15 protein-coding genes are annotated in these 12,784 nt (G+C 47.4%); 2 read left to right on the forward strand and 13 right to left on the reverse strand.

Annotated features, from left to right (window positions below):
• Positions 1 to 93 precede the first annotated feature (93 nt).
• Positions 94 to 699 (forward strand): hypothetical protein, encoded by a 606-nt coding sequence (locus QUB68_RS01320; protein ID WP_332988651.1) that lies wholly within the window; start codon positions 94 to 96, stop codon positions 697 to 699.
• 252 nt (positions 700 to 951) lie between these two features.
• Here QUB68_RS01320 and QUB68_RS01325 read toward each other — a convergent pair whose 3' ends face one another.
• The 10 genes from QUB68_RS01325 to QUB68_RS01370 form a co-directional block, all read right to left on the reverse strand.
• The gene (locus QUB68_RS01325) at positions 952 to 1,152 is read right to left on the reverse strand and encodes a hypothetical protein (protein WP_293182164.1); all 201 of its coding nucleotides are present in this window, start codon (positions 1,150 to 1,152) and stop codon (positions 952 to 954) included.
• Positions 1,149 to 1,493 (reverse strand): hypothetical protein, encoded by a 345-nt coding sequence (locus QUB68_RS01330; protein WP_293182162.1) that lies wholly within the window; start codon positions 1,491 to 1,493, stop codon positions 1,149 to 1,151. The genes QUB68_RS01325 and QUB68_RS01330 overlap by 4 nt, the downstream gene beginning before the upstream one ends.
• Positions 1,494 to 1,816: 323 nt before the next feature.
• Positions 1,817 to 3,100 (reverse strand): FGGY-family carbohydrate kinase, encoded by a 1,284-nt coding sequence (locus QUB68_RS01335; protein WP_332988653.1) that lies wholly within the window; start codon positions 3,098 to 3,100, stop codon positions 1,817 to 1,819.
• Positions 3,097 to 3,462, reverse strand: coding sequence for a DUF5615 family PIN-like protein (locus QUB68_RS01340; RefSeq protein WP_332988655.1), 366 nt, complete (start codon positions 3,460 to 3,462; stop codon positions 3,097 to 3,099). The genes QUB68_RS01335 and QUB68_RS01340 overlap by 4 nt, the downstream gene beginning before the upstream one ends.
• A gap of 2 nt (positions 3,463 to 3,464) precedes the next feature.
• Positions 3,465 to 3,752 (reverse strand): DUF433 domain-containing protein, encoded by a 288-nt coding sequence (locus tag QUB68_RS01345; protein WP_332988657.1) that lies wholly within the window; start codon positions 3,750 to 3,752, stop codon positions 3,465 to 3,467.
• Positions 3,753 to 3,805: 53 nt separating this feature from the next.
• Positions 3,806 to 4,102, reverse strand: a complete 297-nt coding sequence (locus QUB68_RS01350; RefSeq protein ID WP_332988659.1) for a DUF433 domain-containing protein — start codon at positions 4,100 to 4,102, stop codon at positions 3,806 to 3,808.
• Between the two features lie 15 nt (positions 4,103 to 4,117).
• Entirely contained in the window at positions 4,118 to 4,387 is a 270-nt protein-coding gene (locus QUB68_RS01355) for a type II toxin-antitoxin system Phd/YefM family antitoxin (protein WP_332988661.1), read from the reverse strand.
• Positions 4,388 to 4,390: 3 nt separating this feature from the next.
• Positions 4,391 to 4,699, reverse strand: coding sequence for a type II toxin-antitoxin system RelE family toxin (locus QUB68_RS01360; RefSeq protein WP_332988663.1), 309 nt, complete (start codon positions 4,697 to 4,699; stop codon positions 4,391 to 4,393).
• Between the two features lie 211 nt (positions 4,700 to 4,910).
• Complete coding sequence (ilvB, locus tag QUB68_RS01365) at positions 4,911 to 6,746, reverse strand: biosynthetic-type acetolactate synthase large subunit (protein ID WP_332988664.1); 1,836 nt, start codon at positions 6,744 to 6,746, stop codon at positions 4,911 to 4,913.
• Positions 6,747 to 7,131: 385 nt separating this feature from the next.
• Entirely contained in the window at positions 7,132 to 8,430 is a 1,299-nt protein-coding gene (locus QUB68_RS01370) for an MFS transporter (protein WP_332988665.1), read from the reverse strand.
• Positions 8,431 to 8,776: 346 nt separating this feature from the next.
• Between QUB68_RS01370 and QUB68_RS01375 the strand changes: the two genes are divergently transcribed.
• Complete coding sequence (locus QUB68_RS01375; protein WP_332988666.1) at positions 8,777 to 9,115, forward strand: P-II family nitrogen regulator; 339 nt, start codon at positions 8,777 to 8,779, stop codon at positions 9,113 to 9,115.
• Positions 9,116 to 9,313: 198 nt separating this feature from the next.
• Here the strand turns inward: QUB68_RS01375 and rdgB are convergent, their stop codons facing one another.
• The 3 genes from rdgB to folE form a co-directional block, all read right to left on the reverse strand.
• Positions 9,314 to 9,904, reverse strand: a complete 591-nt coding sequence (rdgB, locus tag QUB68_RS01380) for an RdgB/HAM1 family non-canonical purine NTP pyrophosphatase (protein ID WP_332988668.1) — start codon at positions 9,902 to 9,904, stop codon at positions 9,314 to 9,316.
• A 246-nt stretch (positions 9,905 to 10,150) separates the two neighbouring features.
• A complete protein-coding gene (locus QUB68_RS01385) occupies positions 10,151 to 11,575 on the reverse strand; it encodes a phosphoglucomutase/phosphomannomutase family protein (RefSeq protein ID WP_332988670.1) in 1,425 nt (474 codons plus the stop codon).
• 297 nt (positions 11,576 to 11,872) lie between these two features.
• Entirely contained in the window at positions 11,873 to 12,607 is a 735-nt protein-coding gene (gene folE / locus QUB68_RS01390; RefSeq protein ID WP_332988672.1) for a GTP cyclohydrolase I FolE, read from the reverse strand.
• Between the last annotated feature and the right edge of the window lie 177 nt (positions 12,608 to 12,784).

A 12,784-nucleotide genomic window follows, 5' to 3' on the forward strand; every position in this document is an offset into this window, starting at 1 on the left:
TTCAGTCCGCGGAGGCGGACATCGTTTGTGTAGACGCGGTTTCAACCGCCGTCTGCATCTAAGTAAAAAGCAGAAATCAAAACATAAACTCTTATGTCTTACAGTCAATTTACGACCATCGGCAAGGTTAAAGAAGCCTTCAATCTCACAGTAGTGGAAGGAATCAGATTTTTGCCGGAAATCGAGCCGATCGCACCCGCAACAGCCTTGCAGACAATGCTGGAGACAAATTTGCCTTGGGCGATCGCCACTAGCACCGAAAAAGCCCGTTCTGAAGCGATTATCAACCCTGTTTTGCTGGAAGTTCGGAGGATTCTCAACCAACAAATCAGCGTGTTTTCGGGTGAGGAATTCAATGTTGATGTGACTGTTGGACTGACAGGAGTTTGCGATTTTATCATCAGCCGTTCCCCGGAACAATTAGACGTTGAGGCCCCGGTAATTGTAATGGTGGAAGCTAAAAAAGGAGATTTGAAAGTAGGTTTAGGGCAGTGTATTGCTGAAATGGTGGCAGCCCAGAGGTTTAATGAAGCGAAAGGGCGATCGATTTCAGCCATCTATGGCAGCGTTTCCAGCGGCACAGCTTGGCGGTTTCTCAAGCTGGAAGGGCAAATAGTGACGATCGATCTTACCGACTATCCGCTACCTCCTGTAGATAAGATATTGGGATTTCTAGTATGGATGGTGCGGGAAAATTAGCATATATCAAATCCGTATTGAAAATCTGCGATCGGAGTCGGCAATTTGAACCATTACTAAACAGCCAATAACAGGCAAGATGCCTGTTCCACAATAAAATTCACTCTTTGTGGAACAGGCATCTTGCCTGTTCATAAAAGACGCTTAACAGGCAAGATGCCTGTTCCACAATAAAATTTACTCTTTGTGGAATAAGCATCTTGCCTATTCATAAAAGACTTATTAAGAATGAATGATGCAACATCTCATATCTTATTCGACTACCTGAGATTCCACACGCCTGTATTTACCCGCCAAACGTTCTCGACGCTGGCGGCGGTTGTCAGCTTCAAATATGGCAATCGCTTCATCTAACTTCAAATTAAAAGCGTCAAGCTGTCGGCAGACTTCACGGATATTTTCAACGTGTCGCTTTCTGGTTTCAGCATCGGGGATTCTAGGTTGTTGATTCATCGTAAGTTCCAATCCATTTTGATTTCTTGAATGCTTGCTGCTGAGGCATCGACAATGGCCTCTCCGTCTTCTATCGTTCCATACAGAAAGTTTAACGTATCTGCCGTCGCAGCGGGTTGAGATTCTGTCACCTGCTGCAAAAGCCTGTACAAACGATTGTAAGATGTTCTCAACCTTTCCTTAATATTATCCAGAGATTCTAGTTCGGGGAGTGTCGCTTCTGTCTCGCCAAACTGCTGCATGAATATATATTCTGTGGCAGTTGTTTCGTTGAGGATTTCCACTAGCCGTCGCTGCAATGTGAAAATTGTGTTCAGGATGTCATCAGGTAGCTTTGCCATTGTCCTTGATTTTTAGGGATAACAACTTAACACAATATATCAGAATGTTTGCTGCCTCTCATTTTAGTTTTACTCAAGAGCGATCGCACTCCTAATTTACCACCTTTCAACCTAACTAAAAGTATCTAGGTTACAATGCAATACGGTTTACTCCTATAGGGCGGGTTTTGCCTTGATACAACAGTCGATTATTTCATAAATTCTGAGCTTAACCCGCCCCTACCGCCTTATGGTTGACTTAAGAAATTCATCAAAAAGCCTCAAGTAAACCGTATCCAGGTTACAATATTCCGCATCGATTCGTCAGGTCGCTTTCTTCAATTCTAAAATCTAATATCTAAAATTGATTGACTTCCCTGCTTCGCCAATAACGCGCTTCCATAGGCAGCCGCAGTCTGAACGGGAGTCACCACAGGCACTTTCAAATAACGATGACGAATCGCACTCCAAACTGCATTTCTTGCACCACCGCCAGCAGTATAAACCTTTGTCAAAGGAGTCGCACCCAACTCCTGCAATAATTGATATCCCCGCGCTTCAATCCGCGCGATGCTTTCTAGCAAACCGTGCAGAAATTCCGCTGAATCAGTGGGACGCGGTTCGAGTCGAGGCGGCAAATTCGGGTCGTTAATTGGAAAACGATCGCCCTTTTTCAATAATGGGTAATAATCCAGCAAACTCTCTTGCTCTGGATCAATTTGTGTGCTATAATTATGTAACTCAGCATCCGTAAAAAAGTGTCGCAGCACCGCACCTCCGGTATTAGAAGCGCCTCCAACTAACCACAAATCGCCTAATTTGTGACTGTAAATCCCGTATCTCGAATCATCTACGCGGGTATGACTTAACAGTTTCACGGCTAATGTAGAACCGAGAGAAGTTACTGCTTCTCCTGGTGAATTGACACCGCTGGCTAGAAATGCTGCAATGCTATCGGTTGTACCAGCATAAACTGTACAATGGCGGGGAAATCCGAAGCGATCGCCCAATTCGACTCTAACCTTCCCCACAGGCGTGCCCGGTGCGACAACTTGCGGCAATTTAGGCGTTACAGGGCCGGCAATTCCTTGGATTAGCCAATCGGGATAGCACAAAGTATCAACATCGAAACCGAGTTTCAAAGCATTGTGATAGTCGCTAATTCCTAATTTTCCGTGCAGCAAAAACGCCAGCCAATCAGCTTGATGCAGGAAATACAGCGGGCTGGTAAACCCTCGAAAGTCTTGCCACCACAGGAGTTTGGCTAGACTGGATGTAGCGCTTAATACTGTGTGGTTGGCTGGTGCGATCGCCCGCAATGTCTGTGTAACGGCTGCACCGCGCGCATCGTTGTATAAAATGGGTTCGCATACCGGTATACCGTCAGTATCGCACAACATGACTGTGGAGGATGTGCCGTCAAGGGCGATCGCGCTTACCTGATTGCGGATGGTTGCGGGGATTTGCTCAATTACAGCCCACAGCGCATTTTGCCACACCGAGGGCAATTCCGGCTGTTGTGCGTCGGCAAAAGTGTATTCTGTCTCGCAATGGATTGTACCCTGGGAGTCGATAATTGTCGATCGAGCGCCCGTAGTGCCGAAATCTATTCCCAAATAAAGATTCATTTATCTAGATAATTTACCAAGAACTGCTGTTGACAGATCATCTCTTCTGCTGTTTTGAGAGAAATTAACTTCAAAAAACCTCGCAATTGTTCCCCTATCGAATAACTTTGTTTTCCCATCACAATTCCTGAATGATTCCTTCCTTCTTCCATGTAATTTTTATGCAAATAACAGAAGTCTCCCACATTCAAAGTATAGATAACTCGCCCTTGTGATGTTGCCCAGATTAATTGTTCTTCATCGGTGCAACTGAGATTATTCGCTTCAGCAGTAGTAGATACATCAATCCCTGCATTTCGGAGCGCTTTGATTAAGGAGCGTTCGAGAATATCCTCATCTAAATATAAACGAATTTGGCTCAAAATTAACTCTCCTCTTTGCATTCACTCGCGAAGCGATCGTAATCAGCTTCTTCTGTCGCAATATCAGCATTTATCTGCTCTTGATTTGCGTAGTAGTAAGCGAGTGCTCCATGAACTTGTGCTAAATTTAAGTGAGAAATTTCCGCAATAATTTCTTCTGGACTCATCCCCATTTTGTACCAAACGGCGATTCGTTGAACGGTGATTCTAGTTCCTGCGATGCGGGGGCGATTTCCACAGGTTTCTGGTGTGGAAATTATCAGAGTGCCAATATCAGTTAAAGTTGGCATATATTTTAATCTGAGGTTAAAACTTCTAACTTAATTATAGCATCAGTTTATTATCATTGGCAGTTGTTTGGGCTATTTGATTTTGCCAAACTCTCATATTCTGCTTGTTCTGCCGCTAAATCTGCTTCTATTTCGGCTTGATTTGCGTGATAATAAGAAAGTGCAGCATAAACTTGAGCTAAGCTAAGATGATCTAAATCTTTGGCTATCTCCTCAGCATTATTGCCTTGTTTGTACAACGCCGCAATTCGTCGCACGGATGTAGCTGTGCCTGCGATAATAGGGATGCCACCACGAAGTTGTGAATCGCGGGTGATTAAGGTGCCGACTTCTATAATTGTTGCTGTCAAAGTAGTTGCTCCTTTTTAGAGTAGATTATCTTTGAGGAGTTGAGCTTTGACATCATTGAGGCTAATGCCTTTTCCTTCTCGAAATTGCTGGCGAGACTTCCTAACTCTTTCTTTAAATAGGGGATGATTTTCTAAATCGTAATCAAAGGCATCATCTTCATCAGAAAAACCCCGCAATACACCGATCGCTTTTCCTTCTCTCAATATGATAATGTCTTCTGCTTCTGCAAGTTCGAGGTATTTTGAGACATCGGTTTGTAAGTCGGTTAAAGAGACTGTTTTCATGATCTATTCCTCCGTTGGTTCAGTAGTTTGTCCTTCACGTAACAGCCATTCAGCCGCTTGTGATTTAGGAACAATTGCGATAATTTCTACAAAATCCTCATGAATGTCATAGTAAATGCGAATTTCATCAACTCTCAGGCGATATTGCGGTTTATCCATCTCCCGCAAGCGTTTAATTCTGCTTTTGCTTTCTTGGGTGGGATTGTGTAGGAGATGGGTTTCAATTGCATCGATTACCTTGCTGCGATCGGTTGGTCTGAGAAGTTTTAGGTCTTGTAAAGATTCGGTTGTAAACTCTATTTCATAAGGCATATCTAAGCTGTATCTATAGAAAGAAACCAGGTTTTACTCGTTACCAGGCAAAGCGCCTGGTAACGCAGATCCGGAGGCTCTGCCGACCTTTTACCAGCCGAGGCAGAGCCTCTGGATATCGGTTCCCAGGCGCTTTGCCTGGGAACCAGACTACCCGAAAAACCGGCAGGGGTTTAAACCCCTGCCGGACACGGCATTGCCGTGTCCCTACTTAAACTTTTGTCCCGCACTCAGGACAAAACTTATTGCTCGAAACATTCTTCGCGCCGCAACTCGGACAATAAATCAACTCCGCAGATTCCAACTTACTGCGTTCCGGCAAACCAACCATTTGAGCGTTACTCTTGCCCGGAACTACCATCGGATAGCAGTTTTCGTCCCTCGTCACCTTCACGTTCATCAGCACAGGGCCGTTGTGAGCGAGCATTTGAGCGATCGCCCCTTCCAACTCATCCGGCCGCGAAACCAGCATCCCCTTCACGCCGTAGGCCTCAGCCAGCATCACAAAATCCGGCATCCCCACAGTCATATTCGACGACGAATAACGCTCGCCGTAGAAAGCCTGCTGCCACTGCCGCACCATGCCCTGCCAGCCATTATTTACAATCACAATCTTGACATTAATGCCGTATTGTGCTAATGTTCCGAGCTCTTGAATATTCATTTGGATGCTAGCGTCGCCAGCAATACAAATTACCTGCTCGTTGGGTAGCGCCATTTTCGCGCCCATCGCCGCCGGCAACCCAAAACCCATCGTGCCCAAACCAGCGCTCGAAATCCAGCGGCGCGGCCCGTTGTTCAAGAATTGAGCTGACCACATTTGATGTTGACCCACATCCGTTGTGTAGTAAGCATCCGGCGCTTGAGTACCCAACTCCGAAATCACCTGCTGCGGAGACAAAATCTCTGGGTAGTGGGGTACAACTAACGGATAGTCCTGTTTCCAGCGATCGATCCTGTGCAGCCATTCCCCAGTTTGTCCAGGATGCGGCGAAACTCCAGTTTCCCGACAGCGGCGCAGCATATCAATCAAAACTTGGCGGACATCTCCGACAATCGGCACATCGGGGCCGCGATTTTTGCCCACTTCCGCCGGATCGATATCGATGTGAATCACCTTCGCCCGCGCGGCAAACTCGTCTAGTTTGCCCGTCACCCGATCGTCAAACCGAGCTCCCACAGCAATCAGCAAATCGCACTCAGTAACGGCAAAGTTAGCATAAGCAGTGCCGTGCATCCCCAGCATTTTCACCGACAAAGGATGGTTTTCATCAAAAGCACCTTTGCCCATCAGCGTTGTGGTGACAGGCAATTGGAACATCTCGGCGAGTTCCTTAATTTCCTCGTGGGCTCCGGCTGCGATCGCCCCACCGCCCACATACAGCAAAGGACGCTTCGCTTCCTTCAGCAAATGAATCGCTTGATTAATCTGCCGAGGATTTCCCTTCACCGTTGGCCTATAGCCCGGAATTCTCACAGATCCGGGTTCCACCGGCAGATACTCAAACTCTTCTAAACCGACATCCTTGGGCACATCAACCAACACAGGGCCCGGCCGCCCCGTACTCGCGATGTGGAAAGCCTCAGCGACAATTCGCGCCATATCTCTCGGATCGCGGACTACATAGGAATGCTTGACAATTGGCAGGGTAATGCCGTAAATATCAGTTTCCTGGAACGCATCAGTGCCGATCGCCGGACGGGGCACTTGACCGGTAATAATTACCATCGGGATCGAATCCATGTGCGCCGTCGCAATCCCCGTCACCAAATTAGTTGCGCCGGGCCCGGAAGTCGCGAAACAAACCCCAACTTGTCCGGTAGCGCGGGCGTACCCGTCGGCCGCGTGAGCAGCGCCTTGTTCGTGCCGCACTAGAATGTGTTTGATGGCGCCGGTTTCTTCAGCGCGGTAGAGTTCGTCGTAAAGCGGCAGAATTGCGCCGCCGGGATAACCAAAAATATGCTTGACGCCGTGGCGGATCAAGCTGTCAATCAAAGCAAATCCACCCGTTGCACGTCTGATGGTCACTTTAGTTTTTAGTTGCACAGAATTTCCTTCCTCAAACTAATTATGATTTTTAATGAAAGCTTTTATACTACTTTAATCTTAATTAATGAAACTATGAAAATTTAAGTGGTGAGATTTTACAAAATATTTCGCGATCACAGAGGGTTCGCCCGATCGAGACATTGTGGAACAGCAGAGGAAGAAAAGAAACAGAGGAAATCACGGCCTCTATGCCGGTTTACCGCTATATGACGCTTGTATAGCATTCGTCATGCGGCATTCGACCACAAAAACAATCGTTTCAGCGATTAACAACGTCCTCACCATTAGGGGGATTGCTATGTTAGAGATCGATCGCGAAAAGAAAGCCCTTTTCCTTCTTCTTCCTTCTTCCTTCCGTCTGCATTCTTCCTTCTTCCCAAAGTCAGAGAACATCCTGCAAGACTTTGCGAGTATGTTTCCAAGCTGCCAGGCCCATCACCGGAACTAAAAAACCCAAACTCAGCAGCACGATCCGCAAGCCGAGGTCATCGGAGCCCACGGCTTTGCTGACAGCATCCGTAAGCGGCCCAGTCAATGCTAAAGGCAAGCTGAGAGCAATATTAATCGCATTGTTTTCCAAGCCAAAGACTTTGCCCCGCATAGATTCGGGAGTTTTCTCTTGAATCAGAGCTTGCATCGGGCCGTTAATTAAAGAAGCGCCAAAACCGAACAGAGCACTCAATCCGAATCCCAGCCAAAGCTGTCTGACAAAGGCAAACATTCCCAACACAAAACCCATCATCACGAAACCTATTAATGGCAAAGGTTTGTTGTGCATTCGATCGCCCCAGTGGCCCAAAAAGGCCGCGCCGAAGACCATTCCGACTCCCGCAGCAGCCAGCAAAAACCCAAATTGAGTTTCTTTGAGACCTATTTTGCCTGAAAGTGCGATCGCCAGAACTTGCAGCGCAGCAAACACCGAATACAAAATCGTCAACTGCACCATCGCGTTGCTGACGAGGCGGTTGTGCTTCAAATAGCGCAAACTTTCTTTGAAATCTTGCCAAGGATGGATGTTTTTGCCGCTGCTACCGCCGCGATTTTCTTTGATGTGCATGGCATAGAGCAAACCCGCTGAAACCAGGTACAACCCGCCAAGGAAAAACTCTTGAGACGCTTGCCCGTAGCTGTGTTTGATCCAAGTAAATATCGGTTCGCCGATCGTCATCCCGACAATAATCCCGCCCATTGTGGACGATGCAAACAGCGCATTTGCCGACATCAGTCCCTCTCGCCCCACAGCCAAAGGGACTGCCGCCGCCTCTGCTGGAGCAAAAAATTGCGTTATGGTAGAGACCAAAAACGTGATCGCCAACAACACGGCAAAAGTTTTGGGCAAAAACGGCAAAGCTACAATCAACACCGCTCGAATCACGTTGCAGGCGATGAGCATTTGCTTTTTGGAAAAGCGGTCTACCACGATACCGGCCGCCGAACCAAAGACGATCGCCGGTAGCGTGTAGGCGATCATCACCGCTGACAGCATCGAATTTTCCGAATGCTGTAGAGAACCTGGCCAGGGTCGGTAGTCGCCTGTTTTCAGCAGAATAATCAACAATACGTAAAATATCTTATCCGCCACTTGGGCCAACAACTGGCCAGTCCACAAGGCGAGGAAGGGGCGATTTCTCAGTAGGGCATCAAGCCCGCTGCGGTCAGGGGGAGGGCTAGCTGGGTGCATAGGAATAGTTTAACTGACCGCCTGTGGCAATTATAGTTTTCAGCAATACGTGCAAATCTCAAGGAGTGCTTCGCGGAAACCGGGAAAAAATCCTGTCTCCTGCGTTCTTTTTCTGTTTTAGCAGATCGGTGCGCGAGGCTACCCTCTTCTTCACTCTAGCGCGATCGACCGGAGCCTTTGCCCCCGCTGGAAAATCCGAGAATATTGTTAAAACTTGGCGTACATCTCTACCCGACAACCACATACGGTAGTATATTTTACAAAAGAGTTACTCTTGGCAGTGATATTAAAAGGTCACACCGATTAAGTAATATATCGAAGGTAGTAAGTGTTAGGAGTGAAAAACTTGAAAAAGGTTGAAGCTATTATTCGCCCGTTTAAACTTGACGAAGTGAAAATCGCACTCGTCAATGCTGGCATTGTGGGGATGACTGTTTCGGAAGTTAGAGGTTTTGGCCGTCAAAAGGGCATGACTGAACGCTATCGCGGTTCTGAGTACACCGTTGAGTTCTTGCAAAAGCTCAAGGTCGAGATTGTTGTGGAAAACGATCAGGTTGACATGGTGGTTGATAAAATTATCGCTGCTTCCCGCACGGGCGAGATTGGCGACGGCAAGATTTTCATCTCGACCATAGAACAAATTATCCGGATTCGGACTGGGGAAAAGAACCAGGAAGCAATCTAAGATTACTGGGGCATTGGGCATTGGGCATTGGGCATTGGGCATTGGGCATTGGGCATTGGTCATCTTGCCCTGAGCGTAGCCGAAGGGTGGTCATTGGTCATTGGTAACTGCCAACGAATAACCTCTTTCCTGTTTAGTTCTGATACCGAGCGTGTCAATATCCAATGCCACAGTAACCCCGTGTTTTTGCTTTTTGCCTCAGTTGGGGTTGACAATATTCGCCATTTGTGGTAACAAAGCTTGGAATGCTAGGCCGCGGTGGGAGTGCGATCGCTTAATATCAGGCGTCATTTCTGCAAAAGTCTGTTGCTGTGCCCGCACGTAGAAAATCGGGTCATACCCGAAACCTCCGATACCGCGAGGAGTGTCGAGAATTTCTCCCCGGCAAATTCCTTCTACTTGCAGGGCAATTGTACCGTCGGGACGGGCGATCGCGATCGCGCAAACAAATTGTGCTTCCCGGTTTTGTTCACTTCCCAATTCTTTGAGAAGTCGAGATATCCTGTCAGCATCGGTTTTGCCGTAGCGCGCCGAGTAAATCCCCGGTTGACCATCGAGTGCATCTACCATTAAACCAGAATCATCGGCGATCGACCATTGGCCAGTTGCTTTGGCAATTTCAGAAGCTTTCAAGCAAGCATTAGCAATAAACGTTTCCCCAGTTTCCTCAATTTCCAACTCTTCCGGTTTCAGCCGCAATTCCCACCCCAAATCCTGAAGATAAAGCTGCATTTCCTTAAGTTTACCCGGATTACCCGTAGCTACAACGAGCAATTGATTATTTGTCATTATTTCCATTAAAATTTACCGATGGATTTTTAACGAACCGCGAAGACGCAGTACGCGAAGCGGCGCGTAAGCGCTCTTGTCGCGAAGGAAGAGAGAAGAAGAGAAGAGAGAGTTCGCAATTGATGGCATTTTATTTGTGAATCAATTTTTTTGCAACCGCAGAGGCCGCAGAGAACGCAGAGAAAGAGAGGTTTAAGATCAATCAATCGGCGTTAATCTGCGTTTATCTGCGGTTGCAAACTCTTCTCAACTCTGCGCCCAAGCTTTCGCCCAGTTTAAGTTTTGCATAACTTCTTTCAATGTCGCTGCTTCTGAATATAGCCGCAATACTGGTTCGGTTCCGCTAAACCGAATTAATAGCCAGCTTCCGTCGGCTAAGCGGAATTTGTATCCGTCTACTTTGTTGCAGTCTACCACTGCTTTGCCGGCGATTTCTGTTAATGGTTGGTTTTGCAGCAGTGACAGCAACCGCGCTCTTTCTTCCATGTTTGCTAGGTGCAAGTCGATTCTGTCGTAGGCTGAGGTAAACTGGGTTTCTTTTTGCAGTCGGCTGTAAATTTCGCTTAAGTCTTCGCCGGATTTGACGACTGCTTCTAACAAGTACAGCGCTGACAGTAAAGCGTCTCTTTCGGGAATGTGCGTACCGTAGCCGATTCCTCCTGATTCTTCGCCGCCGACTAAGACTTGGGTGGTTAACATTCGATCGGCTATATACTTGTAACCGATCGGCGTTTCAAACAATGGTAAGCCGTAAAGTTCGGCAATTTTGGGCATGATGTCGGAACCGCTGACGGTTTTGATGACTTCTCCGGTGAATCCGCGCCGTTTTGCTAAGTGTTCGATTAATATGGGAACTAGGATTTGCGAACTGAGAAAGTTTCCGCTAGAGTCAACGGCTGCTATTCGATCGCTATCTCCGTCAAATACAAATCCGATCGACAAACCGGAAGCTTTTCGCTGGTGAGTCCGCATCACGCGAAACAACTGCGACAGGTAGCGCGGCAAAGGTTCGGGTGCACCGCCACCAAACAGCGGATCGCGATCGCTGTTGACTTCTTGCACTGTTTCTTCTAATATTTGCGCTAGGCCGCCGGCTGCGGCGCCGTGCATTACATCTACAAATACTGTAATTTTGCCGGATGCGATCGCCTCTTTTATCGCTTCAATATCTACCATTTCCCGCAAGGTTTGGCAGTAAGCCGGCCAAGGATTGAAATTCTCCAATTTTCCGGGATTTGCTGCAAGTGCCGCCGGATTTTCGAGTTTTGCTTCTATCTGTTGCGTAACTTCCGGCGAAACTGAACCACCAAATCCGCCCTTGACTTTTAACCCTAAATATGCGCCGGGATTATGGCTGGCTGTTAGGACGATCGCACCCAAAGCATTTAATTGTTTGGCAGCTAAACTAAATGCCGGAGTTGGAGCGTAGGATTCGCTCAAGAGCACGTCAAATCCGGCGTTTTGGACGGCAACAGCCGCGTTTTTGGCAAATTCTTCCGCCAGAAATCGGCGGTCGTAACCGACAATTACAGTACCGCTGCTGGCATTGTTGCCGCCAGTTTGTGCGAGAACTTGTGCTGCTAGGGGAGCTACTAATGCTACGCGATCGAAGGTAAAATCGTCAGCAATGATGCCGCGCCAGCCATCTGTACCGAATTTAATAGGATTCATTTAGTCACAAGCCATAAGTCACTCGTCTATTTTATGAGCTTCAGCAGTCGATCGTCAGTCGATTTTAGATTTTAGATTTTAGATTTTAGATTTACTTGCAGCCTTGAATCTGGGGGCTTGAACAAGACTCTTAAATTTTGGGAGCTCCATTTATGGAGTGTCGGGGACTTGTACCCGTTTTTGGGCGGTTAAAAGTCATCATCAGCCCAGAGCCCACAGCCCACAGCCCACAGCCCAATGACCGTTGACAACTGACAACTGACAACTGACAACTGTCAACTGTCAACTGTCAACTGACTAAAAGAATGCTGGTTGGTGGCGGATCAAATTTAGGAATTCTTCGCGAGTTTTCTGTTCCTCCTGAAATACGCCCAACATGGCACTCGTCACCGTCCAAGCACCGGGTTTTTGCACGCCCCGCATCGTCATGCACATATGGCTGGCTTCCATTACTACAGCCACTCCCTGCGGTTCCAATATTGTTTGAACTGCTTCGGCAATTTGGCGCGTCAAACGTTCTTGTACTTGCAATCTGCGGCTGTACATCTCGGCAATTCTGGCTAATTTGCTCAATCCCACTACTTTTTGGTTGGGAATGTAAGCGATGTGAACTCGGCCCATAAACGGCAGCATATGGTGTTCGCACATACTGAATACGCTGATGTCTCGCACCAATACCATTTCGTTGTGACCTTCGTCAAAGATAGCGCCGTTGAGGAGTTCTTCGAGGGATTGACTGTAGCCGCTGGTGAGAAACCGCATTGCTTCTGCTACCCGCTTGGGGGTTTTGAGCAATCCTTCGCGTTCGGGGTCTTCTCCTACTCCCAGCAGCATTGTCCGAACGGCCTCCATCATTTCTTCCTGACCTACTTCTGAGGTTCCCGGTACGTTGGGTTCGTGACCGTTCGAGGAATTGCGATCGGGTCGAGTGCTGATGCGCGGGGCGTTGTTGTCTGGGGTTTCTAACAGTTTCATGCTGTCAGTCGAGAGTGAGTTCGAGCCATTGGAGCCGCTGGAAGATGCAATTGTCATAAAAAGTTGGTGTGAGGGTCGATTGATTTTCGATTTTCGATTTTCGATTTTCGATTGGGGATAGAGCTATCTATTTTCGATTGGGGATAGAGCTATCTATTTTCGATTTTCGATTTTCGATTGGGGATAGAACTAGAGATTCAAAGATTGTTGAATTCGAGAAAAATCCAGCAGTCT

The organism is Microcoleus sp. A006_D1, from assembly GCF_036702805.1.
Lineage (GTDB): Bacteria > Cyanobacteriota > Cyanobacteriia > Cyanobacteriales > Microcoleaceae > Microcoleus.